27 protein-coding genes and 1 pseudogene are annotated in these 25320 nt (G+C 44.1%); 1 reads left to right on the top strand and 27 read right to left on the bottom strand.

Annotation, left to right across the window (positions count from 1 at the left end; translation table 11 throughout):
- From HP456_RS04240 to flaG, 14 genes and pseudogenes are all read right to left on the bottom strand, one after another.
- A pseudogene (locus tag HP456_RS04240) lies at positions 1-415 on the bottom strand (PCRF domain-containing protein); the annotation flags it as partial.
- Positions 416-692: 277 nt separating this feature from the next.
- Entirely contained in the window at positions 693-3203 is a 2511-nt protein-coding gene (gene secA / locus HP456_RS04235; RefSeq protein ID WP_172248763.1) for a preprotein translocase subunit SecA, read from the bottom strand.
- Between the two features lie 329 nt (positions 3204-3532).
- A complete protein-coding gene (locus tag HP456_RS04230; RefSeq protein ID WP_172248762.1) occupies positions 3533-4660 on the bottom strand; it encodes a YecA family protein in 1128 nt (375 codons plus the stop codon).
- A gap of 384 nt (positions 4661-5044) precedes the next feature.
- On the bottom strand, positions 5045-5413 hold the full coding sequence (locus tag HP456_RS04225; protein WP_172248761.1) for a hypothetical protein: 369 nt from the start codon (positions 5411-5413) through the stop codon (positions 5045-5047).
- A gap of 146 nt (positions 5414-5559) precedes the next feature.
- Positions 5560-6396, bottom strand: a complete 837-nt coding sequence (locus HP456_RS04220; RefSeq protein ID WP_172248760.1) for a DUF1028 domain-containing protein — start codon at positions 6394-6396, stop codon at positions 5560-5562.
- Positions 6397-6411: 15 nt separating this feature from the next.
- Entirely contained in the window at positions 6412-7521 is a 1110-nt protein-coding gene (locus HP456_RS04215; RefSeq protein WP_172248759.1) for an aminopeptidase, read from the bottom strand.
- 116 nt (positions 7522-7637) lie between these two features.
- Entirely contained in the window at positions 7638-8216 is a 579-nt protein-coding gene (hpf, locus tag HP456_RS25735) for a ribosome hibernation-promoting factor, HPF/YfiA family (protein WP_172248758.1), read from the bottom strand.
- A 296-nt stretch (positions 8217-8512) separates the two neighbouring features.
- Positions 8513-9073, bottom strand: coding sequence for a transposase (locus HP456_RS25600; protein WP_172248757.1), 561 nt, complete (start codon positions 9071-9073; stop codon positions 8513-8515).
- Between the two features lie 355 nt (positions 9074-9428).
- The gene (locus HP456_RS04200; protein ID WP_172248756.1) at positions 9429-10193 is read right to left on the bottom strand and encodes an ABC transporter permease; all 765 of its coding nucleotides are present in this window, start codon (positions 10191-10193) and stop codon (positions 9429-9431) included.
- Between the two features lie 94 nt (positions 10194-10287).
- A complete protein-coding gene (locus tag HP456_RS04195; RefSeq protein WP_172248755.1) occupies positions 10288-10683 on the bottom strand; it encodes a DUF8042 domain-containing protein in 396 nt (131 codons plus the stop codon).
- Positions 10684-10691: 8 nt separating this feature from the next.
- Positions 10692-11039, bottom strand: coding sequence for a flagellar protein FliT (gene fliT, locus HP456_RS04190; protein ID WP_172248754.1), 348 nt, complete (start codon positions 11037-11039; stop codon positions 10692-10694).
- Positions 11039-11443 (bottom strand): flagellar export chaperone FliS, encoded by a 405-nt coding sequence (gene fliS, locus HP456_RS04185; protein WP_172248753.1) that lies wholly within the window; start codon positions 11441-11443, stop codon positions 11039-11041. Before fliS ends, fliT begins: the two co-directional genes overlap by 1 nt.
- Before the next feature lie 34 nt (positions 11444-11477).
- Positions 11478-13001 (bottom strand): flagellar hook-associated protein 2, encoded by a 1524-nt coding sequence (locus HP456_RS04180; RefSeq protein WP_446680267.1) that lies wholly within the window; start codon positions 12999-13001, stop codon positions 11478-11480.
- Positions 13002-13025: 24 nt separating this feature from the next.
- Positions 13026-13385: a flagellar protein FlaG gene (gene flaG / locus HP456_RS04175; RefSeq protein WP_172248751.1), complete on the bottom strand. Its 360-nt coding sequence runs from the start codon at positions 13383-13385 to the stop codon at positions 13026-13028.
- Between the two features lie 150 nt (positions 13386-13535).
- Between flaG and HP456_RS04170 the strand changes: the two genes are divergently transcribed.
- A complete protein-coding gene (locus tag HP456_RS04170; protein WP_172248750.1) occupies positions 13536-14393 on the top strand; it encodes a DNA endonuclease in 858 nt (285 codons plus the stop codon).
- 455 nt (positions 14394-14848) lie between these two features.
- Here the strand turns inward: HP456_RS04170 and HP456_RS04165 are convergent, their stop codons facing one another.
- The 13 genes from HP456_RS04165 to HP456_RS04105 all read right to left on the bottom strand — a co-directional run bounded on the left by HP456_RS04165 (position 14849) and on the right by HP456_RS04105 (position 25184).
- Positions 14849-15889 carry a flagellin N-terminal helical domain-containing protein gene (locus tag HP456_RS04165; protein WP_172248749.1) on the bottom strand — a complete coding sequence of 347 codons (1041 nt, stop codon included), beginning with the start codon at positions 15887-15889 and terminating at the stop codon, positions 14849-14851.
- Between the two features lie 153 nt (positions 15890-16042).
- Positions 16043-16264, bottom strand: a complete 222-nt coding sequence (gene csrA, locus HP456_RS04160) for a carbon storage regulator CsrA (RefSeq protein WP_172248748.1) — start codon at positions 16262-16264, stop codon at positions 16043-16045.
- A 4-nt stretch (positions 16265-16268) separates the two neighbouring features.
- Positions 16269-16715 carry a flagellar assembly protein FliW gene (gene fliW / locus HP456_RS04155; RefSeq protein WP_172248747.1) on the bottom strand — a complete coding sequence of 149 codons (447 nt, stop codon included), beginning with the start codon at positions 16713-16715 and terminating at the stop codon, positions 16269-16271.
- Positions 16716-16732: 17 nt separating this feature from the next.
- Entirely contained in the window at positions 16733-17323 is a 591-nt protein-coding gene (locus HP456_RS04150) for a DUF6470 family protein (RefSeq protein ID WP_172248746.1), read from the bottom strand.
- Positions 17324-17401: 78 nt separating this feature from the next.
- Positions 17402-18307 carry a flagellar hook-associated protein FlgL gene (gene flgL, locus HP456_RS04145; RefSeq protein ID WP_172248745.1) on the bottom strand — a complete coding sequence of 302 codons (906 nt, stop codon included), beginning with the start codon at positions 18305-18307 and terminating at the stop codon, positions 17402-17404.
- 15 nt (positions 18308-18322) lie between these two features.
- Positions 18323-19879: a flagellar hook-associated protein FlgK gene (gene flgK / locus HP456_RS04140; protein WP_172248744.1), complete on the bottom strand. Its 1557-nt coding sequence runs from the start codon at positions 19877-19879 to the stop codon at positions 18323-18325.
- Between the two features lie 23 nt (positions 19880-19902).
- Positions 19903-20397: a flagellar protein FlgN gene (locus HP456_RS04135; protein ID WP_172248743.1), complete on the bottom strand. Its 495-nt coding sequence runs from the start codon at positions 20395-20397 to the stop codon at positions 19903-19905.
- Positions 20398-20409: 12 nt separating this feature from the next.
- Positions 20410-20673, bottom strand: a complete 264-nt coding sequence (gene flgM / locus HP456_RS04130; protein ID WP_172248742.1) for a flagellar biosynthesis anti-sigma factor FlgM — start codon at positions 20671-20673, stop codon at positions 20410-20412.
- Between the two features lie 113 nt (positions 20674-20786).
- The gene (locus HP456_RS04125; protein ID WP_172248741.1) at positions 20787-21194 is read right to left on the bottom strand and encodes a TIGR03826 family flagellar region protein; all 408 of its coding nucleotides are present in this window, start codon (positions 21192-21194) and stop codon (positions 20787-20789) included.
- A gap of 62 nt (positions 21195-21256) precedes the next feature.
- Positions 21257-21958 carry a ComFC family protein gene (locus HP456_RS04120; protein WP_172248740.1) on the bottom strand — a complete coding sequence of 234 codons (702 nt, stop codon included), beginning with the start codon at positions 21956-21958 and terminating at the stop codon, positions 21257-21259.
- Positions 21951-23435 (bottom strand): ATP-dependent helicase ComFA, encoded by a 1485-nt coding sequence (locus HP456_RS04115; RefSeq protein WP_172248739.1) that lies wholly within the window; start codon positions 23433-23435, stop codon positions 21951-21953. The genes HP456_RS04120 and HP456_RS04115 overlap by 8 nt, the downstream gene beginning before the upstream one ends.
- 288 nt (positions 23436-23723) lie before the next feature.
- Positions 23724-24143 carry a transposase gene (locus HP456_RS04110; RefSeq protein WP_172248738.1) on the bottom strand — a complete coding sequence of 140 codons (420 nt, stop codon included), beginning with the start codon at positions 24141-24143 and terminating at the stop codon, positions 23724-23726.
- Between the two features lie 189 nt (positions 24144-24332).
- Complete coding sequence (locus HP456_RS04105) at positions 24333-25184, bottom strand: fatty acid kinase binding subunit FakB (RefSeq protein WP_172248737.1); 852 nt, start codon at positions 25182-25184, stop codon at positions 24333-24335.
- Positions 25185-25320 lie beyond the last annotated feature (136 nt).

Raw genomic sequence — 25320 nt, 5'->3', positions numbered from 1 at the left:
GGTGCCGCCTGCACCCGGATGGAGTTCCAGAATTGCATTGTTTTTATCGTATTCTTCACTTAGCAAGAGTTGAAGTTCATAGTCATTCAAACGCTTGATAAGGTCGCCAAGCTCTTCTTCAAGGTCCTGCTGAAGGTCCTCGTCCGGCTCTTCTTTTACAAGTTCGAGAGTCAGTTCCAGGTTCTCTTGCGTTTCAAGCATTGCTTTGTATTCATTTACAAGGCTTTTCAGCCCGTTTCCTTCATTAATAAATCCCTGCGCTTTTTGCTGGTCATCCCAGAAATCGGGCTGAACCATGATTTCATCAAGCTCCTGAATGCGAGCCTCTTTGTTTTCTAAGTCAAAGAGACCCCCTGAAGTCCGCTAATGTCTTAGCTGATTTTTCTAACTCTGATCTGATTTCTGCATGTTCCATGATTGGTCACCTCTGTAGTTATTTGGGTTGTTCGTTTATATTAGGCTGATGGCGGAAAGATCAGCCGGTGTGATTAAAGTTTCCTTTTGTGTGTACCAGGTACAATTGGATTTGTTTGTACCCGGTACAAATCAAACGAATTGTACCTGGCACCAAAACGGGTTTTTGTGCCTTGTAACAAAACCTCAGCATCGGTCAGACAAACCGCTCCCGCACTAATAACGGAAAAGTACCTGGTACTGAATGAAGTACCAGGTAGCCTATTCCAATCCTGCTTTTATCCGATTCTGCCGTGGCAGTGTTTGTATTTTTTTCCGCTTCCGCATGGGCAAGGGTCGTTGCGTCCGACATCTTCTTGTTTGCGGACCGGTTTTTTCTTGGCATTGCCGCCTTCTTCTTTCGGGTTGACGGCTTGGCCTTTGGCTACTTCCTGGCGCTGCAGGTTGCTTTTGATTTCAGCTTTCATGACGTATTTGGCTGCGTCTTCTTCGATTGCTAAAACCATGTTTTCGAACATGCCGAAGCCTTCATGCTGATACTCACGAAGCGGATCGTTTTGTCCGTATGCACGCAGATGGATACCTTGACGAAGCTGCTCCATCGCATCAATGTGGTCGATCCATTTGGTATCGACGGCACGCAGAAGGATGACCTTCTCAAATTCACGCATTTGTTCGGCGCTCATCTCTTCTTCTTTTTCATCATAGCGGTGCTTCACGTCTTCGTAGATCAGATCCGTGATTTCATCTGCTTCCTTGCCTCGAAGATCGTCAACTGTAATATCTCCTTCAGGAAGAAGATTGGCATTCACGTAATCGATCAGGCCTTGAAGATTCCAGCTGTCGATTTCCTCCTCGGCAGTATGAGCCGCAACCTGGCGTTCGATGACGGATTTGATCATTCCTTCAACGATTTCGCGAAGGTTCTCGGATTCAATGACATCATAACGCTGCTTGTAGATAATCTCGCGCTGCTGACGAAGGACATCGTCATATTGAAGAAGCTGCTTACGGGCGTCGAAGTTGTTTCCTTCCACTCGCTTCTGCGCAGATTCAACTGCACGGCTTACCATCTTACTTTGAATCGGCTGTGTGTCATCCATTCCGAGACGGGACATCATCGACTTCATATTGTCGGAACCGAAACGGCGCATCAATTCATCTTCCATTGAAAGATAGAATTGTGTGACACCAGGGTCCCCTTGACGTCCGGAACGTCCGCGGAGCTGGTTATCGATACGGCGTGATTCATGGCGCTCGGTACCGATGACGGCAAGTCCGCCAAGATCCAGTACGCCTTCACCAAGTTTGATGTCCGTACCACGGCCGGCCATGTTCGTCGCGATCGTTACGGCACCTCTTTGGCCGGCTTCTAAAATAATTTCGGCTTCACGCCCATGGTTTTTCGCGTTCAATACGTTATGGCGCACGCCTTTTTTTGTTAAAAGTTTGGAAATCAATTCTGACGTTTCAACTGCTACGGTACCGACAAGGACTGGCTGTCCTTTTTCATAACGTTCCTTGATATCCTCGACGACGGCCAGGAATTTACCTTCCATCGAAGCATAAATCAGATCGGCGCGATCATCACGGACGATCGGTTTATTCGTCGGAATCACGATGACGTTCATATTGTAGATGTTGCGGAATTCCTCTTCTTCCGTCTTCGCAGTACCGGTCATCCCGGAAAGCTTTTCATACATACGGAAGTAGTTCTGGAACGTGATTGTTGCCATCGTCATGCTTTCATTCTGGATTTCGAGTCCTTCTTTCGCCTCGATTGATTGGTGAAGACCGTCACTGTAGCGCCGGCCTTTCATCAGACGGCCAGTGAAGGAGTCAACGATGACAATTTCGCCTTCCTGTACCACGTAATCAACATCGCGGTGCATGCTCACATGAGCTTTCAGCGCCTGGTTGATATGATGGTTCAGCGTTACATGGGAGATATCGAACAGGTTCTCAATGTGGAAGGCTTTCTCCACTTTTGTGATACCGTCTTCCGTCAGTTGAACACCTTTTGTTTTTTCATCATATGTGAAATCTTCGTCTTTTTTCAGGGTACGAACGACTGCATTCGCCTGGATGTAAAGCTGCGGCGTACGCTGAGCGTTACCGGATATGATCAACGGGGTACGCGCTTCATCGATCAGGATCGAATCGACCTCATCGATTACGGCAAAATGAAGCGGACGCTGCACCATCTGGTCTTTGTACAGGACCATGTTGTCACGAAGATAATCGAAACCGAATTCGTTGTTCGTCCCGTATGTGATGTCCGCTTTGTAGGCTTCACGCTTTTCTTCTTTTGACATGGAGTTCAAGTTCAGACCGACTGTCAAACCAAGGAAATTGTAAAGCTGGCCCATTTCCTCTGCATCACGGCTGGCAAGGTATTCGTTGACCGTAACGACGTGAACACCTTTGCCGGTAATCGCATTAAGATAAACCGGCATCGTCGCCGTCAGGGTTTTACCTTCACCGGTCTTCATCTCCGAAATATTCCCGCCATGAAGGGATGCTCCCCCCATCAGCTGGACGCGGTACGGGTAAAGACCGAGAACACGGCGTGCCGCTTCCCGTACAACTGCAAACGCTTCGACCATCATATCCTCCAGGTCTTCGCCTTTCTGGTAGCGCTCTTTGAAACGCTCCGTTCTTTCACGGATTTCATCATCCGTCAGACGCTCCATGTCCGGAGCCAGTTCTTCTATTTGATCGGCTATTTTCTCCAGCCTCTTTAATTCCCGTTTATTAGCATCGAACACTTTGTTTAAAATCCCAAGCATGTATAACGCTCCTTTATCTGTATAAGTAAGAGCCAAACAACACTTACCACTATAACGAAAGTAGATGAGAATTCGATGAGAAAACATAAGAAGCTTCGCTGCCTTCTTTCCCGATGAATCATCTCTACTAAATATTCGCTAAAAGCCCTATAAATCCTGCTACTAATTCTATTTCATCCCTACTAATTCTACCACTATACCACCCCTCTTACAACTTAAGCCAAATGGCGGCACTTTGACAGAGTGAGGAATGGGGCTTAGCGCATAAATTGGAAAAAGGCCCGTTCCCCGCCGCTTTAACGCGGTGAGGAACGGACCATTGCTTCATTTTATTTGTTCAACAGTTTGTGGACTGTGTCCTGATAGCTTTCCCAGATCTGTTTACTCCGGCGTGAGATGCTGTTGGCGGATACGTCAAAGTATTCGGCCAGTTCCTTTTGGACGTGGCGGATGCTGATTTCGTCAATGTTCTTCGCCATGTCGACGAGTGCACCTGAATAGATTTTCGGATTGCGGATCGTCGGGCGTTCTGTGTAGAAGTATTTTTCCAGTACCGCCACGAGCAGATCGCTTTCAGCTTTGTCCTCGCCTTTCTCGGTTAAAAACGTTTGCAGAGAAGTAATGGCTTCAACATATTCAGGGGTCTTCCAGATCTCGACACCTTCGATAGTGTCAGCCTGCTCACCTGATTCATCCGAAGGTTCGGCCGCTTCGATTTCCGTCCCGACTGCCTCGGCTGCTGCCTTCTTCCCGGAGTTTTTCTTTTCCGCGCTGTATAACACAAATCCGACATCGGCAAGCATCATATATTGATCAGCCAGGTAATCCTGCAGATTCTCGAATTCTCCCTGCTCAAAGCGGATGTTCACCAATTCCATCGCCGCTTTTTCTATTGATGGATAGATAAAATATTGGGCAAATGGCAGAAATTTGTCGCCGTTCGGCAGCAGCAATGCCAGGAAGAAGCTCTTCTCTTCCAGCTTGCCGAATCTCTCTTTCACGATTAATTTTTCACCGGTCACGACTTCCTCTACATGAAGCGTGCTGTCATCCACTTTTTCGACCGTACCGGCTGTCACACGAAGGTTTCTCCACGATTCCAGCACGGCAGCCGTTTGCGGACGGGTCACCGTGCCCGCCGTTTTATCAATGAATCGGTCAATCAAACGGGTACCATCTGCAGCTTTCTGCGTCGAACCGAACCAGCTGACAAACGCCATCTCATAAATATCCGGATCCGCCTTCATCAATTCCATTTTCTTCAGATAATCATGGTAAGCTTCTTCCATCTTGGCATCCTGTGCCGTAGCGATGAAATCATACAGCTGCGCCTGCAGTACATCCAGCTCCTGGTTCACCAGCGTATCTATATTCACAACGTTCTCTTTTTCACAACATTTCTTATATTTCTTACCGCTCCCGCAAGGACACGGTTCATTTCTTCCGACTGTACTCATGGTTGTTCTTACCTCCGAATTCTTGAGTCCCGTTCACAAATGTTCATTATATAACATTTTTGGAATGGGTTAAACCGTTTTGGGGTTTGTAAAAACAACCAGTCAGCGAGGTCTTGTCCTACAATCAAATGCTGGAGACGTTCTGATATATTATTTTCTTTTTCAAATTGTACTATTTATAGAGGACCGCTGGAAATAGCAATCTAGCATTCTACCCGTACTTTTTTTAGAGAACTGTACAAAATAATTGTTACCCTTCTCCAACACTTCAAAGGCACTCCAATCAACTGAACAAATCAGCCTAAAGACTTTAATATAGTCCTCACATTAAAGGAGTTGTCCTCATGATTTTATTACCTCGAAAATAACTCATCAATAATGATTTTATTCATCCTTGCCTTTCATCAGTTTATCAACGTAATCTTTAATCTCGATGATTTTCTGGTCGGTAGCCTGTGAAATCTCATTTGATTTCTGGTTCAGTTCACGTTGATAGTCCTCACTTATTTTACTGTTGAGATATTGATTTGTCTCATCTTTTAATCTTTTAATTTCACTTGTTGTGAGACCTTGAACATCATTTTTTATCTTATCGTCTCTTTCAGAGAAATAGGATGCTACTTTTGATCCATACTCTTTCTTCAGCCCTTTCGCTGCATCATTCACATGATATACGAGTGCACCAGCGGCTCCACCAATGACAAAAGTAAGAATGATTGTAATGACGGCAACTTTAGTAAATAGTTTCTTCATGCGAACACCAACCTTTTTTGTTTTTCCTTCTTAAAGTAATCGTATTATGTATTTCTTGTTTTCATACTATTTTTATTGATAAATTGCATAACAAAAAAGCTATTCTTGAGGTGTGCATCCCCCTCAAGAATAGCTTTACATTTTATTCATCTTCCCTGCTTCCTCATATAATCCAGCACATCCAGATCAATGTAATTCTCATCCTGCTCCCGCATTTCGAAGTTTTCGGTGTGCAGGTAGTCCCTGAGTGCCTGGTACAGTGACTTCTTATCATCCGCATAACCGAGACGGCTCAGTTCTTTCTCCAAGTCATCACGGATATCCCCTTCTACTAAAACGACTCTTCCGGGATCTGACTCTTTGAAATAAAGCTGGTGCATCAAATAGATTCTCTTCAACTCTTTGATGGGTGAAGGATGGTCATCAACCCTCAGGTCGATGTAGCGATCATTGAAGCCGCCGTAGCCCCCGTTTTCTTTTACCACCAGAAGGGCTGCGGACTGCATGCCTCTGGAGTCGCCGCCTGCTTCCTGGCCGGCATCGAGTGCGTGGAGCAGGCGTTCTGCCAGACTTCCACTCGCAGATTCAAAGGTTTCCGCCATGGCTTTGACCGTCTGTTCATCTACTAAAATATTCCCCTGTGCAGCAAAATGCATTCCGGTGGCACCGCCTGCCCAGTCATAACATCCCTCTCCGGTAAATGTGGCGGCATGACCCCAGGCATCGATCAGTCCGACCTGTCGGAGATGGCGCTCTGGATCATCTTTCGTGATGATATCCAACGCTTCTTCTGCCGTCTTGCCTTCTTCCATCAACTGGAGTGCCTGCGGTCCGTAAGCGGTATTGGCATAAGACTGGGTCGCCACTGCGCCGACTCCCGCTTTTGCAAACGGCACGACCGAACCGACTCCAAGAAACTTGGATTGAACGGCGATTCCCCATTCCTTCTCTTCAGGGTCGTATCCGACAATGGAATATGTCATGGTGATGTCCTCCTTTTAAATAAGAGCGTCCGGATTCAACCCTTTCAGCTCTTCTATTACAAATAACCCATCCTTGCGAATCAAAACATCGTCAAAGTATATTTCTCCTCCGCCATACTCAGGACGCTGGATGCAGACCATATCCCAGTGTACGCTGGAACGGTTCCCATTATCCGCTTCCTCATAAGCCTGCCCCGGAGTAAAATGGAAGCTTCCATTAATCTTTTCATCAAATAAAATATCAAGCATCGGCTCTTTTATCTTTGGATTCACACCGATTGCAAACTCCCCGATAAACCGGGCACCTTCATCGGTATCAAGAATTTCATTGAGTTCCTTCGTTTTATCGGCAGTCGCGTTCACGATCTTTCCGTTTTCAAACGTTAAGGAGATGCTGTTAAACGAAAAACCGCGGTACAGCGTCGGCGTGTTATAGGTGATCGTACCGTTCACACTGTCCTTGACCGGAGCCGTATACACTTCCCCGTCTGGAATATTCCGCTCTCCGAAGCACATGACCGACGAAATATCTTTTATGGAAAATGTGAGGTCCGTTCCTTCACCCGTGATCCTCACTTTATCTGTTCGATCCATCAACTCTTTGAGCGGCTTCTGTGCTTCCTTCATCTGATTGTAGTCGACGGTGCAAACTTCCAATAGATAATCAAAGAAGGTGTCGTAGCTCATTTTTGCTTTTTGTGCGAGAGATCGATTCGGGTAGTTTAATAGAACCCATTTCTTGTTTTCAATCAGATAGTCGTTCGATTCTTTAATATGGGGCATGAGTAGCTGCCACTGCTCACCCGGAACTTCACTCATTTCGGCATCATTCGGGTCGCTTGAAATACTGATGAATGCATCGAGATCCCGATAGCGGTCCATATTCCATTTGTTCTGAAGGATCATTTGCTCCGCATTAGCGTGAGTGGCGAGGATGCGCATCAATTCCTGATCTCCAAATTCGAAATATGGAATGACTCCCATATCATAAGCCTTCTCAACCAGCTCTTTTACCAGCGGCTTAGTCGAGTACTCCCCTGTTATAAGAAGTTTTTCTCCTTCTTTCATCTTCAATGAATGTGTCAACAGTACTTCTGCCAATTTCCCTAAACGCGGATCTCTCACTCTGGTTCCCCCTCTATTTTTGTCTACTCTAAAATTTCGACAAAAATTGGAAGAACCCTCCTCTTAATTGGAAAATCCTGCAGCCAAGAAGACTGCAGGATTTTTTAATTGTATGATCAGTTTGTTTCAATCAAGCCGTATTTGCCGTCACGACGCTTGTACACAATGTTTGTCGCATTGGTTTCGGCATCAGTGAATACGAAGAAGCTGTGGCCCAGCAGGTCCATCTGAAGAATCGCTTCCTCACTGTCCATCGGTTTCAGATTGAACTGCTTCGTACGCACTACTTCTGATTCGTTCTCTTCCTCTAATTCAACAGCCGCTGCACCGTTTGGAGAAACGTGATTCAGATCCTCCTGGGCGGCGAAGAACTCTTTCGGGCTGCCCTTTTCACGCATTTTGCGGTTCACTCTTGTTTTATGTTTACGAATTTGTCGTTCCAATTTATCTAGTATCAGATCAATGGCCGCATACATATCCGTGTGTCGTTCCTCTGCTCGAAGGACCAGGTGCGGCATTGGAATAGTCACTTCAACTTTTGTATTTTTATCAGGGTACACTTTCAGATTAACATGTACATTTGCATCAGGAGTTTCATTAAAGTAACGATCTAACTTGCCAATCTTCTTCTCCACATGTTCGCGAATCGCTGGAGTTACCTCAATGTTCTCGCCTCGAATGTTGTAATTCAACATGTAAACTCCTCCTTTAAAAATAAAGCTATGTTTATATATTTCTCTATTCCCTTAATTATTCCTGCTTAAACTTTCATAATTTTTTGTCATTTTAGAGGGTTTTTTATCACAGGATTTTGAATTGTGTCGAAAGTGTTTGGGCGTGTGATTCAGCTGGTGATTTATGCCGTAAATTCAGTTGGTGACTTATAACAAAAATTCAGCTGGTGATTTTCGAGAGATATTCACCAACTGAATATACTAATTCATTCACCTGATGAAAATATGACACAATTCACCAGGTGAATAAGCATATCTTAATGAGGTTCCCCTCGATTATTAAATTGATGGAGCTTGGTTTCTGTATAAAATTTATAGAGGTTTTTTGAGTTATTCACACAAGCAAGAACCCTGTCCTGGTTAACATGGATATTAATACGATTTGTTATGAAACTCCGGTAACTGGACCACCGGTAACCATCTGGTTCATTTCCAATACCTGCTCTAACCGGATTCAAATGGATGTAGCAGCTCGTGTCAATCAATTGTTTATTGTTTTTTATCAGGGTAGAACGATAGGGTCCTTCAAACAAATGACCTTGAAACCCATTCTTCTTGTTGAAATACCTTGCATAACGGTAATGGATTTGATGAATGATTTTACCTGGGGGATCGTTTTCTGTTTGGAGTAAAAGGTGGATGTGATTCGTCATGAGGCAATAGGAGTGGAGTATAAAGGGGTATTTTTGTTTGGCATCCTCTAAATAGTTCAAATACATCAATCTGTCATCTTTGTTCCTGAAAATATTATATTTACGATTCCCACGTGCCGTAATATGATACGTGAAGCCAGGAGACCATTCTCTTTTCTTGTACATGACAACACCCTTTCAATTGGTATGTTTACATTATTCGACAAAATTATGGAATTTCCTGCTTTGCAACTCACTTCCGATATCATCTCCTTCCAGCTGGTTCAGCTGGTGAATGAATCAAAATATTCTCCAGCTGTATTCATCGTAATATTCACCTGTTGAATTCCTCACTTTATTCACCAGGTGATTGCCCCCCCTCTATTTGCACTCCAATCAACCACTTGATCCGGTTAATAAGAACATATAATCCATTATATGTTTGTTGTTTTTTAAGGTAATTTCAAAGGATTGATGGAAAATTCGGGGTTGCTTTGCAAGAAAAAGGTGCCTGTCTCAAATTAAGTTTTGAGCCACGCACCTACACTTCCACATCTCTCTTATTAAAAACAAACACCGACGCCAAAGAGAAAATCGCCAGATAAATCACATTCACGATTATCGAGAAGCCAAATGTCATTCCTTCAAAAGGCGGGGTGGCGAAGAAGTATTGCTGCAGATCGGTATTTGCCAGCAGGAAGTACTTTCCCCACTCCATGCCGCGTTCGTTGAGAAGGATCATCAATGTATTGGAGGAGAATGTCAGGAAAATCGTCAATCCGATGGCAAACGAGCTGCTTCTCGTGATGACTGACATCGTAAATGCAAGCGAGCAGATGAGGATCATCTCGATGAACCTCAACACATATGCCCCTGCCACCACAAAGAAGTTCATTGTAAGTTCAAAGAAACTATCATAAAACCACAGGATGCCGAGCAGGGATGAAAAGAGAAAGTGGGCGGTGGTCAATAGAAGCGCCCAAACAATGACGGTTACATATTTGGACAGAAGGATGGTCCTTCTTTTAATCGGACGGATGAGAAGCAGCTTGATTGTGCCTCTGGAAAATTCATTCGAAACGATATCCCCTGCTATGACCAGGCAGAAGATTTGCACTACGAGCAATAGATTCGAGCTGATTCTCATAAACTCCCAGAAGGAAAATTGAATACCGTCAAAAAGCATGTACACAAAGAAAGATGCCAATGAATTGATGAACACTATGAATCCGAGTGACACCCATGTACGGGTGAGTGAGGCTTGTTTGATTGTTTCGTTGGTGACGAGGTTGATCATCGTTTGCATGTTATCATCATCTCACTAGTAATTAATCGTACCCATATAATAGCATAGAAACCTCTATAAAATAGAAAAAAACCCGGACATCCGGGTTCTTTCCTCAGTTATTCAATAGCGGCTTCATGACTCGATCGATCTTCAATCTCCAGTCGGAGAATGCGGGTGAAAGTTTACCCTTCACGATTTCTTCTTTTACATTGCTTTCCTGGAAGTGACCGTTCAGTTCCAGTGCCTGATCGATGACGGTCTCGAACTCTTCCAATACAGTGATAAATTCTGGACGATTGCTGAACAAGTCCCTGAAAATTTTGTTGCTCTCTGAAACCTGCCCCAATGCTCCGAATACATCCGCCAGCACCCGGCCGCCTTCTGTCTTTTCAATGTCCGTGAAGCTCGCTGTGACATAGTCCAATGCATCTTCGATCGTCTCAAGCATATCAATATACTGCTGTATCAGCTCATACTGTTTTTCATCGATCTTTATTGCATTTGTCAAAGAATCACCTATTTCTTTTTATCGTAGAACATTCCGTCGTGCTGAAGATTTTCATATGGACTGGTATACTTTTGGGCAGATGCTTTCTTCTTTGTCAGACCGTTCATATCACGCTTAATTTCGGCTCGGAGCTGGATGAGTTTGCGGTCAATTTCCTGATTCCACGCCATCATCTGCTTTCCGAGCACCTGCTCGTCCTCTGTAAAAGGGGGCTGGATACTGCCCAGCAGACTTTGTCTTTCCATCAGCAGTTTTTCAATATTTTCTATAATAGAATCACGATTGCCCGCCGCCACTTCCTCGACTGCTTCTTTCAACTGTTTGGTGATGGAGTGGCAGAGCATGACTGTACTCATTATGCCTGCCCGCCTTGACCGGCATGCTGTTTTTGTCGGTTGAGCTGGATGACTTGTTTCCACGTGTCGCGAAACTCGGTGATCATCCCTTCAACTTCTTCTAAAATAGCAGCGTCGTTTTTGACATTCGCTTCCGTTAAACGGCGATTGATATAATCATAGAGTGACATGAGATTCCGGGAGATTTCCAGGTCGGTATTGAGCGTTACCATCAGTTCGCTGACGATGGCCTGTGCTTTTTGAATATTGGTGTTCTTCAATTCAATATTTTTATCTTCAATGGCTTTTTTGGCGATATGAATAAACTTCAGGCTTCCGTTATAGAGCATAAGCGTAAGTTCACCGGGCGACGCCGTGTTCACCGAGTTGTTCTGATATGCTGTATACGGGTTGTTGATGGCCATATTGACACTCCTTTTGTACTGCTTTTATAAAATCTTACATGCCTCCGCCGAATTGCTGCATGAGGTACATGGATTGCTGATTGGACCGTTGAATTGCTTGCTCCATGGCGGTGAATTGACGCCAGTAGCGGTCCTCGACTTGGATCAGGCGGTCCTCGAACCGGTCGATCTGGTTGTCCGTATTGTTCAAAAGCCGGCCAAGTGTGAAAGTATTATTTGTGCTTGAAGCTTTACCGGCCTTCTTCTCGACACTGTCCATCGTATCTTTCAGGGTGTCGCGCAGACGTCGCGCGATTCCCTGTTCACCGGATGTAGCCCCATCCTTTGCAAAAATCTCATAGATGGCATTCGGATCTTTCGAGATTGCTTCCCGCAGTTTGGCTTCATCAATAATCAGCTTTCCCCGTTCTAAATAATTGCTCGATGTCTTGATTCCGATTTGAGATAACTGGTCCGTCCCGGAAGTCCCCCCAGATACTGGTGTATAAAGATCCGTCCTCATCTTATTCATGGCAGAGGAAAGAACCGAATCATTGCGAAGAGTACCGCTGCGCGCCTTCTCTTCCCAGAGTTCAATTTCCTTCTCTTCCATCGCTTCTTTTTGTTCAGCCGTCAAAGGCTTGAAATCACGGTAATTTTTTTCGGTAAGTTCACCGTTCACTTTTTCGATCAGTTTATTGTATTCGTCTACGAATTTGACGATTTTTTCCAGTATTTTGTCGGTGTCCGGCTGGGAACTGAACGATACATTGGTATTTGAAGCATTTTTCAGCGTTAATTCAAAACCGTTAATGGTAAATGTATTGGAAGCACGTTCTGTTTGCATTCCGTTGTAGGTAAAAACAGCGTTCTCACCAACGGAGCCTCTTCCTGCAGTCGAAGCTGCGTCATTATTCCCATCAAGTTTCAGATGGGTACTGAACAAAGCGCCTTGCAGCTCGATCTCTGCCCCAGTATCATTGCTTCCTGTGTTCTGACCCATGACAGACATCTGTTTCGTATGTGAATCATAGAACATGGTGATCCCGGTTTGGTCATTTATTTTCGAAATGAGACTCTCCAGACTTTCCTCTGTTGGATCGAACTTTATTTCTGTAAAATCTGCCGCCATCGTTCCGTCTTTCTGAATGGCTCTGACTTTGATCGATTGTTCACCGCTCAAACCAAAAGAATCACTCAGTTTTTTCTTCGGGTCAAACGCACCGCCATCAGACTGAGTAATCGCCGCTGAGCTATACATCGTGGCTGCAGTTGCTAACGATTCCACCTTGATTGTTCCGGAAAAATCACCAGTAGCGTTAATATTCTTCACCGATACTTCGTTCGGATCCGAAATGGAGATAGACTTCTGCGTATATGTACCCTGCTTCATGACACCGTCAAAAATCAAGTTACTGAAATCAAACATCATCTTATTCATATCCCGGTAATCATCACGCTGCCACTCGAGATACTGTTTCTTCTGTCCTAATTTATCTAAAGGTATACGTTCAGCCTTCATTAAATCCTTTATGATCTGATCGGTGTCCATACCACTTGCAAGTCCGCCAATCCGCATATCTGCCATAGGAATCACCTTCCTTTAAATCTTTTTATCTACCATTAATCCCACAAATTCAGTCATAGCCGCGTACATATCCAATATCTTTTTTGCAGGGATTTCCCTGACTATTTCTTTGGTTTGCTCATCTACAATGGTTACATAGTATTCTTGTAATTTATCGTGAAATTCGAATTTAAGGTGAGTGTTCGAAGCATGCAAAAACTCATTCATCCCCTGAACGACATCTTGCATTTTCTCTTTCGTGACAGGCTCTTTGTTGGTGGTTTCTTCTTGCTGCCGTTCCTGTCCCTGGATGTATTTTACTGCTTCATTTTGGTTGTTTTCTAGTTTGGTAAATGATTGTGTGGGTTGAATATTGCCTGTCACTTTTTCAATCATTGGTTGTATCCTCCTTGGGGTTATATGGGTTATATCGGAAGAGTTTGGGGAAAGTTTAGATTCAAATAATTTTAGTAGTAAATACACTTAAAAATAGTTAAAATTAACTTGAGAACAAATGTTCCCTTTGAGAGAGGAGTGGAAAAATTCATGAAGCATTTTTTGAAATTAAATGAAATCCAAAGAAATTTATTGGTAGGAAGTATTATAGGAGATGGTGAAATCACAAAGATTTATCCCAATTCGAGAAGAAAAAATCATAGTTACCGTGAGCATTATGGAGTTAAGCAAGAGGCATATAGAATATGGAAATCAGAATTCTTTCCTAACCTGCTTTACTTAACTAAAAAGAGCAGCACTCTAAGATCCAAATCCTGTGCTTTATTTACTGAGTTATATCCCCACTTCTATGAAAAGAATGCTAAACAAATTCCTCTTCAGTTATTGAAATTGTGTACTTCACCATACCTCCTGGCTGCCATTTATTTGGATGACGGCTCACTATCAATTTCAACACGAGTAAACCACAGATTAAAAAAGATTTATTTAACTCCCCACATTTTTCTTTATCTGCAGAATTACACTAAGGATCAACTCCTGGCATTACAATGCCATTTAGTTGAGACATTTGATTTTAATTTCTCTATAAGTAAAAGAAAAGACGGACACGGGTATATATTAAGAGGGACTTCTACCGAACTTACTTATCGCTTTCTATCCTTTCTTTCTCCCATAACTTCAACTTGTCCTTCTATGTTTTATAAATCCAGTTGGGAGCGGCGATTTAAACAAGAAAAAGAAAAATTGAATGAAACTCATAAAGGGTATGAAGTAGTTGCAACCAGCCCAGACCGTTTTAAAAACTATTCAAATAAAGAAATCGAAAAGATCATTTCTTTAAAAAAGCAAGGAGGATTAAAAGATAAAGAAATTGCTGTAATAGTGAACAGGAGTTATTGGTCTATTGTTTATAAATTGCGGGAGCTAAGGAAAATGGGGCTTATATAAGTGATATGCTATTAGCCTCAAATTTTATAAAATAAAAGAAAAGAACTCCAAAATGAAAATGGAGTTCTTTTAATAAATTTAAAATTAACGAAGAAGTTGAAGAACTCCTTGTGGTTGTTGGTTCGCTTGCTTTGCGACTATGTCTTTCAATCATAGAATAGACTATATCTTCACCCTTGTATGAAAGGGGCTGGGCACTTCGAATGATTTCTATCACCCTACGAATCTCATTGTCATAGCGATTGCCTTAGACAGTACATTCTAGTCGTTGAACCTTCTCCAGAGTTTCCTCACAGGAGCTTGGCTGCTGATTATCCATTGTTTTATCCTCATCATTTTCAAACCATCACACCGATCGTTTCCAATTACGTTGTGGTTGATGAAGCTTTAGGAAGTTCCAGCAATTCACCCAGTTATACTCCAGCTCGTTACCAAACTGGACGCCCTCTAATCAATTATCTCAAAAGTTGTAATACTCCTTGAGGCATTTGATTGGATTGAGCCAACATTGCTTGTGCTGCTTGAGAAAGAATAGAATTCTTTGTTTGGTTCATCATTTCTTTCGCCATGTCGACGTCACGTACACGAGATTCCGCAGCTGTTAAGTTTTCAGAAGATGTGTTTAAGTTATTTATTGTATGTTCTAAACGATTTTGATATGCGCCTAGTTTAGAACGTTCAGCAGATACTGATTCAATTGCATCGTTAATCGTTGTAATTGAGGAATCAGCTGAAGTTTGACTAGAAACATCAATGCCTTTTGTAACATTCTCGGCATCTGCTTTTGCTGCTCCTGCTACATATGCTTTTGCGCCGTCCTTAACTTGAATAGCTGATCCAGAACCATCATCTTCTAAATCAGACAACTTATAATAATCTCCGTCAATATGAACAGCTACTGCAGATCCAGTGTCATCTTGAAGAGTATTTTGCCCTGTTAAGGCAACTCCATCAACTGATAAATCTTCAGTTGCTGCTGTTAGTGTAGAAGCAACTTCTAGAGAAGTAGCATCCATTTGATTAATATTTAACGTAATATTTTGCTCTGCATTTGCACCAATGTGAAAAGTACCTGTAAAACCTTCACCTAAGAGATTTTGCGTGTTGAATTCAGTAGTATCAGCAATTCGAGTCAGTTCTTCTGCTAATTGGTCAACTTCTTTTTGAAGTTCGTTACGATCAGTAGATGTGTTTGTATCGTTAGCAGATTGAGTAGCTAATTCTCTCATACGTTGTAGGATAGAGTGTGATTCATTAAGTGCCCCCTCAGCTGTCTGAATAAGGGAAATGCCATCTTGAGCATTCTTAGAAGCCATATCCAACCCACGGATTTGCCCACGCATTTTCTCAGAGATCGCTAAACCTGCAGCGTCATCTCCAGCACGGTTAATACGAAGACCAGAAGATAACTTCTCCATTGATTTTGATTGTGCATTAGAAGCACTGTTTAATTGACGGTAAGTATTAAGAGCCGCAATATTATGATTAATTCTCATAACTAAATTTCCTCCTTGAAAGTAAGTCCACATCCTTGTGAACTGTTTAGTATTTGGTTTACAAAGAACAGAAAGGTCGGCCGCCCTTTTCTTCCTTGCTTACATTGATAATATCGGTCGTTTTTACCAGGGTTTAATAGTTTTCTGTAAAAATTATTGTTTTTTCTGCAAAATATTGAAGAGGTTGTCGATTCCTTTGGAGGCTTCGGTGTTTTCTTCCTGGATGGTCAGGTAGATTTCTTTTCGGTGGATTTCGATGTTTTTCGGCGCGTTTATGCCGAGCTTCACCTGATCTCCTTTTACCGATACCACACTGATTTCGATATCTTCACCAATTTGAATGGCTTCTCCGGTTTTTCTCGTTAATACCAGCATCGTCTCACTCCTTACCAGCTTGCTCTGGCTGAGCAAAAAGTAGATGTTTAGTTTGATAGTTGGGCTCATTCAGGATCACTTGTTTGGCTTTGTTGTTTGCCAGGTTGATGATGATGGGAGCTTGCAGGTTGGCGGTCGATTCAATAAAGGCTTCCTTCATTGTAAGTATGGTCAGTACTTTTACATTTTTCTCGTCAGTTAACCCCAATGTTTCAACGCTGCCTTGATCCAGTTCGAAGTCAAATTCTTTCGTAAATAAAAACGGATCAGTCACTACGAATCCGAGCTGCGGAGTGGAAACGGATTGCAAGATATGAAACCAATCATTCTCCGGCAGAGGGAGCAGTACGAATTTTTTCTCCTCGGCAAATCCGGGGATTCCCTGTTCAAAACTTAATAAACTGCCCTCATTGACTTCAATCTCACCGTGGTATTTCGTGTTTATGTTCATGCTCTCATTCCTTCTATTTAGATTTCCTGTTCGTAATTCATTCCGACGTGCTTTAAATTCACAAAATCAATTTGTAAATCGGCATATTTTTGAAGGCTGATATCCACTTGTGCTTTCGATACATTGATGTGCGGCTTTACAACCTGTGTATTATTGATGACTTTCTGCGGCTCAAAATTCACGTTCACTTCACCGGGATCGTATTGTATCTTTACACTGCCGGCTGAGGGGATCCAACCGATGTTGAAGTCATAGATCGGGTCTTCGCTGTTTCGTTTTGCCTGCTCTGCGATTGCGTTTCCACCGTTTTCGATCCTCATCAGTTCGTCTCCGTCCTGCGCCATCCGGGCGAGGCAGGCCAGCCAGTCCTCATGCCCCTGTCTCGCAAAGTCTTCAATCCGCCTGCGTACTGATTTCAAGTCCATGTCAGCCCGTGCCTCGGTTTGATCAATCGTCAGCTTTGATGGTCTGCGTTCGATCTCCATCTTCGCTTTCGGCTGCTGGATATCCAGTGCCGGCGGGGGTGTTTCGACTTCAAGTTTACCCGGAGTCGTTTTGATCCCGATCGAAGCCGGTGTGGATTGCAATCGTATTTGCGGAAAGTTCATACCCTTTCACCTCTACTAAAAAAGGAGACCGCCCCTAAGGTGACGAAACACCTTAAAGGGTTGGTCCCCTTGCTTTTTTTATCGTAAAAAGTCCATCAACGTAGGCTGGATGATTCTCGCTCCTACTCCAAGTGCCGCACGGTGGACACTTTCCTGGATCTTGAGATCGGTGATGACCCGTTCGATGTCTGCATCTTCGTTATCCGAAAGTATCCTGGTGGCCACTACTTCCTGCTGACCCAGGCGGTCGTCGATCATTTCCAATCGGTTGTAGCGTGCGCCTAGTTCGGAGCGCTCTGCCGAGAGGGTTTCCATGACATTGTCCAAGTTTTCCAATTCTGTATCAAGTGCATCCGTATCTCCTGATTCAAGGGCTTTTTGAATATTATGTACGGTGTCAAAAAGCTCTTGGCTGAATACGTTGCCTGGATTCACATTTGCTTTTAAAGAAACTCCCTGTGAAACTTCTACATTATAAGAACCGATCACTTCACTAGTCAGGTTATCAGCAACTTGCGGTGCACTGCCATCTGCAGGATTCCCGTCTTTGATAGGAGAATTCCCAATATCTGTTCCATGGAAAATATAGCGGCCGGCCACCTTTGTTTCGGCAACTCCCACTAAGTCCTTCTTAATCTGTTCAATTTCAACAGCGACTGCTTTTTTGTCTTCATCACTCAACGTTCCGTTCTTTGCTTTAATCGTCAGTTCACGAACGCGCTGCAACCCCTGATTCGCCTGGTCAATTCCCGCTTCGGAGTTATCCATCCACAGGTAAAGCTCCGAAAGATTGCGCTTATATTGCTCGATCCCTGTCAAGTTCGAACGATAGAACATTCCTTTCATCGCAACGACGGGATCGTCAGAAGGTTTGGTGATTTTTTTGCCGGTTGCAAGCTGGTCTTGAAGCTGTCCCATGCGTGCATAGGAGGAGCTGAGGTTTCTCATTGAGTTATTGGTTAACATGCTTTGTGTTACGCGCATTTAGGTTTCACCTTCCTATCTTCCTACGGTTCCCATGCCGTTGATGATCTTGTCGAGCATTTCGTCCTGGAGTGTGATCATTCGGGCAGAGGCATTGTAGGCGTGCTGGAATTTGATCATATTGGTCATTTCTTCATCGAGCGAGACGCCGCTTACGGACATGCGGCGCTCTTCAACCGCTGAGCGCAGGACCCCGGAATTCTGGGTTAGCCTGAGGGATTCCTGAGATTCAACTGCCATGGACCCGATCACGGATTCAAAATGGTCTTTGAAGCTTGCCGGCTTTTCTCCGTATGAAAGCTCGACTGTAGTGATGATATCAGCTAGCGCGTTTACATTGGCCGCGTCACCAAGTGTAGGATTGTCCGCACTTGCAGTAGCGATCATGTCCAGGTTGCTCAGTTCATCGGCAATTTGCATACGCTGCGCAAATCCTGCTTTATCAACGTTCTCCAAGTCTGCAGAAGCATCGGCAGCATCCTGGAAGAACTTCGGTGTTTCAACTGTCGGATCTTCCATTTCAGCAGGAGACACACCTTTTTGGTGCTGCTCATTAAAGGCCTTTGCAAATTCATAAGCCATACTGTCTAATTCGTTCAGCATCGTAATGTACGAGCCCTTTGCTTCGCCGTTCTTGTCCGAGTAGCCGTATGTATCGATGAGCGCTCTTAATTTTCCCTCTCCCTGCGATAAGAAGTCGTTCACATCAAGCGTTTGACTGCCGATCGTGATGGAATCGACCGTATCCTGCGGTCCTTCCATGGAGAGTTTCAATTCGTTTGCTCCGCTTTTCCCGACCAGATTCACGGCAAAATTCCCGTCCTTGCCGACCAGGTTGACGGTCACCTGACCTTCTGCAATCGGAGAAGATGCTCCTCCGCTTGATTGATAGCTCGTTTGGATGGATACATGTTTCGATAGTTCATCGAGCAGCCGGTCACGCTCATCATATAAATCATTTGGCAAATAGCCATGAGGCTCGACGTCGGCGATCTGCTTGTTGATTTTATCAATTTGGCTTGTCAGTGAATTGATTTGTTTTTCAGTGACGGAGAGTTCATTCTTAAGATCACCGCGTACACCAGTCAGAGAGGTGGACAAGTAGTTAAATGTATTTGCCACGGCAATTCCACGTTCACGGACAACGGAACGTGCGCCTGCGTTTGTCGGGTTGACTGCAAGATCCTGGAGCGACTGCCAGAACATATCCATCGTTTTAGACAAACCGGACTCGGATGGTTCGTTCATGACTTCCTCCATCTTCTTCATCGCTTCCATTTTTGACTCCCAATACCCAAGCTTGTTATTTTCACCGCGGTATTGAACATCAAGGAACGAATCGCGGATACGCTGAATCGAACCGGCTTCCACCCCTGTACCCATTTGACCCGGGATATTCGGTCGGTTCATCGCTGGAGATGGATAAGGGGTCGTCTGTTCAAAGTTCACACGCTGACGGCTGTATCCCAGTGTGTTGGCGTTGGAAATATTGTGACCTGTTGTATAAAGGGCGCCTTGCTGTGTATACATACCGCGCTTTGCGGTTTCAAGGCCGTGGAAAGTAGATCGCATGGTGGTGCCTCCGTTTCAAAAAATTAAGCTTGGGAATCAAAAATTGATCGCTGAGCCGCTGCCTTTTTTTCGCCGTTCGGACGTGCGTAAGTCGATTGCTGGTCCTGCGGCTGCATGGCAGATAGATTCATATTCACAAATTGCAGAGATTGATAGATAAGCTTCTGATTCAGTTCATTCCGTTCCTTCAACCGGGAAACCAGCTCTGTTAATCTGATTTGCCAATCGCGAAGCACTGCCTGTTCAGCAGGCGGGCTGTATTCGATGCATTGTGAAAGTGTCGGCGGTTCTTCGGTCAGCATGTCCATGGTTTTTAAATAATCGGATGATTCCCGCTGGCGCTCGTTTTCGACCATATTAATGGCAGCAACATGCTTCTGCTCGTCTTTCAACAGATGATCAAGCCCTTCCATATCCCCGCCTTTGATCACATCCGTCTTTCTTATCGAAAGGTCGAACAAGCTTTTATTCAGCTTATACAGTTTTTCAAGTATTGCGATTAAAGCAGATGCTGACATGTTTGTTCTCTCCTAGCTTTGATAGAAATTCTTTAATCCTTTGGCGATGGCTTTCGGATCGATTGTATAGGTTCCGTTCTGCACCTGATCCTTCAATACCTCCACCTTTGCCTGACGTTCTTTCATCAGCTTTGACGTCTCCTGCATTTCTTTGGCAGTGGACGAGATCTCGATTTTATCAGAAGGCGCTTTCCCGGATTTCACTGCCGAATCCAGCTTGTTGATATTCCGCTGATACGGATTGATATTCTGGTTCCCAATATTATTGATTTTCATATTGTTTCCCTCGCTTTCATCACGATCAAAGTGTCTCTATATAAGTATATCGGATAGAATGCTTCTTTGTTTAGTGATCTTCACTGGTTAGTTCTTCCTAATTCTATTATGGTTCACTTGTCACGCATTGTGTAATATGTGCGCTGCGTATTCAACTTCTCTTTCCATTCATTGTTCGCTTCGAACTGCTTCAAATCCTTTTTCAATCCATCGGTACATCCCTGACAAAGCTTGCCGCTCGTAATTATCTTCCCGCATTTATCGCAAGGGTAACCGAGATTCGGGAACAATTTCGTCTGAATACGCCCCTTTTTCACCCATTTGTATACTAATTCTTCATCAACTCCGGTCGTATTTATCACGGTTTCCATAGTCGCTGCCCGGTTTTCTCTCTTTTTCAAAAATCGATACACAGTCTCGTACATTTTTTCTTCTTCTTTATAACATCCTTCACATACTTCACGAATTTTATTTTTCATAAACAACGCATTACAGCGTGGACAATTCATGATTTCTGACATCTTGATCTTCCTCCTGATGGTACTCATTCTTACCCCTTATATCGGAGGAAACACGAAATCTTTTAACCGCGTGCAAGTGTGAACGAAGTGACTTGTTTGGCCCCCGCTTCTATCAGCAGTTTGGCTGCCTGTCTCAGAGTTGTTCCCGTTGTGTAGATGTCATCAAAGAGAAGGATGGAATGCCCATTGAGGTCTTTGTCTAATAACGTGAAGATTTGTTCCTGCCGAAGCCGATCGCGGCGGGATTTTTTTGATTGTTTTTCTGAATGGAATCTTGATAGCAGGTGCAAGGGTGAGAGTTGTGCTTCCTCTAAAAGAGCAGCCGATTGGTTGAACCCCCGTTCATACTGCCGTTCTTCGCTGAGTGGAATGGGGATGATGTGGTCATATTGATGGTTTTTGATACTGTTTGCAAGTTGAACCCCGAATGCTTTTGCCAGCATGTGGTCGCCCCTGTATTTGTAACGTGCCAGGTATTCTTTCAGAAAGTCATTGTATTCAAAGAGTGATGTGTTGCGTTCCAGAATGCCTTTCCATTTGAGATCTTCCTCCCAGCGAAAGCAGTCCAGGCAAACCTCATCTTGTTTCAACTCATCCGGAAGTTTCTCAAGCGGGCGCGAGCAATATGAACACCTTTGTCCAGATATTGTTTGGAGCCCCTTTTGACATTCGGCGCAAAGATACTGAGGTTCACTGTAAAACAACCCTCTCCAGGATATCACTTCCTTTATCCCATTCCCGCAATACAGACAGAAATTACTCATCAATCAATCCTCGCTTTCTTGCTTCTCTGTTCATCATGAATATGTGCAGGAGTGCATGGATCATTTCCCTTGTCCGGCCGTAATGAAAATAGACCACATCCCCCTTTGGATAATCGGCGCTCCTCCCCGCCCTGCCGGCAATCTGAACAAGTGCACTTTCGGTAAAAATCTGCTCTTCTGCCCCTAACACTGCGACATCGATGTCCGGGATGGTGACGCCTCTTTCTAAAATCGTAGTCGTGAGCAGTATCTGTGTTTCATTGTCTCTCAGTTTTTGTACTTTTTCTTTTCTGCATGGGTCTTCTGCATGGACGGATTCGATAACCGGGTTGACTTCCTGAAACAGCGGCAGCGCCTTATCCATCGCCTGTACGGAAGGGAAGAAAATGAGTGCCTGTTTGTTTTGGTGCAGTCTCTGGCTCGTCCATTTTTTCAGTCGAGAGGGAATACGATTCTTCTCCAATGCTTTCTTCCAATTACCGCACCATTCAAACCGCGGAGCAGGAATTGGATGACGATGATAGCGGGCTGGAATGCGGATATGATGCTGCTTTCCTGATGAACACAACTTCTGAGTTCTTGAATCAGGCGTTGCAGTTAACCGGACCACTGTCGACTCCGTCTTGCGTGCTTTGTTTACCGCAAATTGGAGGGATGAATCATACGAATAAGGAAATGCATCGACTTCATCGATGATCATAAGATCAAAAATATTCTCGTAGCGGTATAGTTGATGAGTCGTTGAAAGAACGAGCCGGCCGTAATGGTGGCGGTCTTCTGAGCCTCCGTACAGTGAGGTGATTGATGTTTGTTGGAACACTCTTTGAAGGCGCGGAGAAAGTTCGAGGATGACGTCCGTTCTGGGTGCAGCGATGCATACTCGTTTGTTCTGTTCGAGAGCTTCGTATATACCTTCGAAAAGAATTTCGGTTTTACCCGCACCGCAGACGGCCCAGACTAACAGATCATCTTTTTTACGGACCGCTTCTACTACTCTATCCGAGGCTTCCTGCTGGGCTTGGGAGAGGGTCCCATGCCAGTTGAATACTGTTTGTGCGTCGGCTGCAGGTGATGGTCCTGCCCAGGTTAGGAGCGGTGTACACTCGGATACCCGTCCCATCATGATGCAGTTTCTGCAGTAGATACAGGGTTCCTTGCAGCGGAAGCATTGGAAGCTCGCAAATAAGTGTTTTTTTGTGTTGCCGCAGCGTTTGCATTGGTGGTTTTCGATTCCTTTTTGATAAGTGATGTATCCATTCGTATAGTGATCGTGAATCATTTTGAGTTCAAAGGGGAGTTCATCAAGGAGGAGAGAGCGGCCAGTAAGGCAGGATTGGAGTTTGATGGAGTAAGGGAACTTAGAGTTGAGCGGGACTGGAGGTGGTAATTCTATGTTAGAGATTTTTTGGAGGTTAAGTGATCCCTTTTTAAGCAGATGCTCTGGTACTAAAAGATTGTTTTGTAGTTTGAATCTCAAATGGAGGCCTCCTTTGGGTTGTTTTGAACTGAATTTGGTCTGTGCCTGGCACAGAATGGCCAATTTGTTCCTGGCACGGAAAGAACGATTTGTGCCAGGAACAAATATAGGGTATTGTGCCTGGCACAAAAAATCGACAAGTGTTATGTGGGGATCTCCCAATCTTTAATTCTCAATTTTGATTCTACATAGAATTGATATTTTTGTTGAGGATTTTCACCCAATGCTTGATAAACCTTTTCCTTATCCGTTAATTTATCGTTATTCATTATGATATAGGTCTTGTAATTACTCCACCGGTAATCTTCGGGTGCCTTTGAACTCCGTGACTTTACAGGATTTAAGTGGAACGTAACTGCTTGTATCCAGCAGCTGCTTCATATTTTTTATCACCTTAGAGTAGTATCGATCCTGAAATACATGACCAACATAATTGTACTTTCTATTGAAATACCTTGCGTAAATGGAGTGAATATAATGAATGATCTCGGTGGGGGAGTGGTTGATGGTTTCGATCACTAAGTGGATATGGTTAGGCATGAGGCAAAAAGAGTGTAAGATGAAGGGTGTGCGAAGTTTAGCTCTTAATAGAAGTGTTAAGTAATGGCGGTAATCCTTGCTGTCCCTAAAGACATTATTTTTTCTATTCCCTCTGGCAGTAATATGATAAATTGCACCAGGATACCAAATTCGAGGTTGTCTTCCCATTGAATCTTCCTTTCTATTTTTTTATTGGAATAAAAACTACATTCGACAAACTTTTTTAATTCCCTGCTTTTTTCAGAATTAACTTGTGCCAGGCACATAATGACTGTTTTGTTCCTGGCACCCCACTAAATATTCTCTATTTCCCCAACAAAAAAAGCCAGGCACCAACCAGCACCTGACCCCAAACCACTATTCCGTCATCTTCCTCCCCCAGCCCATCCCCATCGAGCCTTCACCCAGATGGGTGCCGATCACCGGTCCAAAATAACTCACATCAAACTCGACATTCGGATACTTAGCGGAAAGCTCCTTCATCCACTCCACTGCTTCTTTTTCGCGGTTTGCGTGGATGATCGAAGCGCGATACGGCCTGCCGTCCTTCACAGCGTCCTCCAGCAGCCCTTCTATCCGCTTCAGCGCTTTCTTGCGTGTACGAATCTTCTCAAATGGCACGATTACTTTATCTACAAAGTGCAGCAAAGGCTTCACCTGGAGAAGACTTCCGATGATTGCCTGGGCCTGTGATAGCCTGCCGCCTCGCTGCAGGTGCGCCAAGTCGTCAACCATGAAGTATGCTTGGATGGTTTCTTTCATTTCATCCAATACACGCACGATTTCGTCCGCGTCTTTTCCATCACGGGCTAGTCTGGCACCCTCAAGTGCATAGAATCCCTGTACCATGCAGCTGATTTCTGAATCATATGGGTATACCTTAATGCCGTCCACCATTTCCCCAGCCTGAACTGCTCCCTGGTAGGTGCCGCTGATGCCGCTTGATAGATGGATGGAGACGACGGCGTCATAGTCCCTCGCCAATTTTTCAAACAGCTCTACGAATTCACCGACCGGAGGCTGTGATGTGGTGGGAAGCTTGTCTTGAGTTACAACTTCTTCGTAGAAGTCATTTGCTGTGATATCGATTTCTTCACGGTATGTTTCTCCGCCGAGGATGACGTTCAGCGGGATCATGTGTATGTTCAAAGAATCGCGCAATTCTTTCGGGATGTAGGCTGTACTATCCGTTACAATTGCCGTTTTCATAATCGTTACCCCTCTTATTCTTTATTTGCCGATCGGCAGCCCATGCATACGCTGGTATGGTCTGCCGGCAACATGTACTATTCTAACCTATGTATCCTTTTTATTTTATATGAAAGTAGATTGGTTTGCACCACTG

This window comes from Bacillus haikouensis (assembly GCF_013179555.1).
GTDB classification, from domain to species: domain Bacteria; phylum Bacillota; class Bacilli; order Bacillales; family Bacillaceae_B; genus Rossellomorea; species Rossellomorea haikouensis_A.
This window is presented reverse-complemented; position numbering and strand designations above follow the sequence as displayed.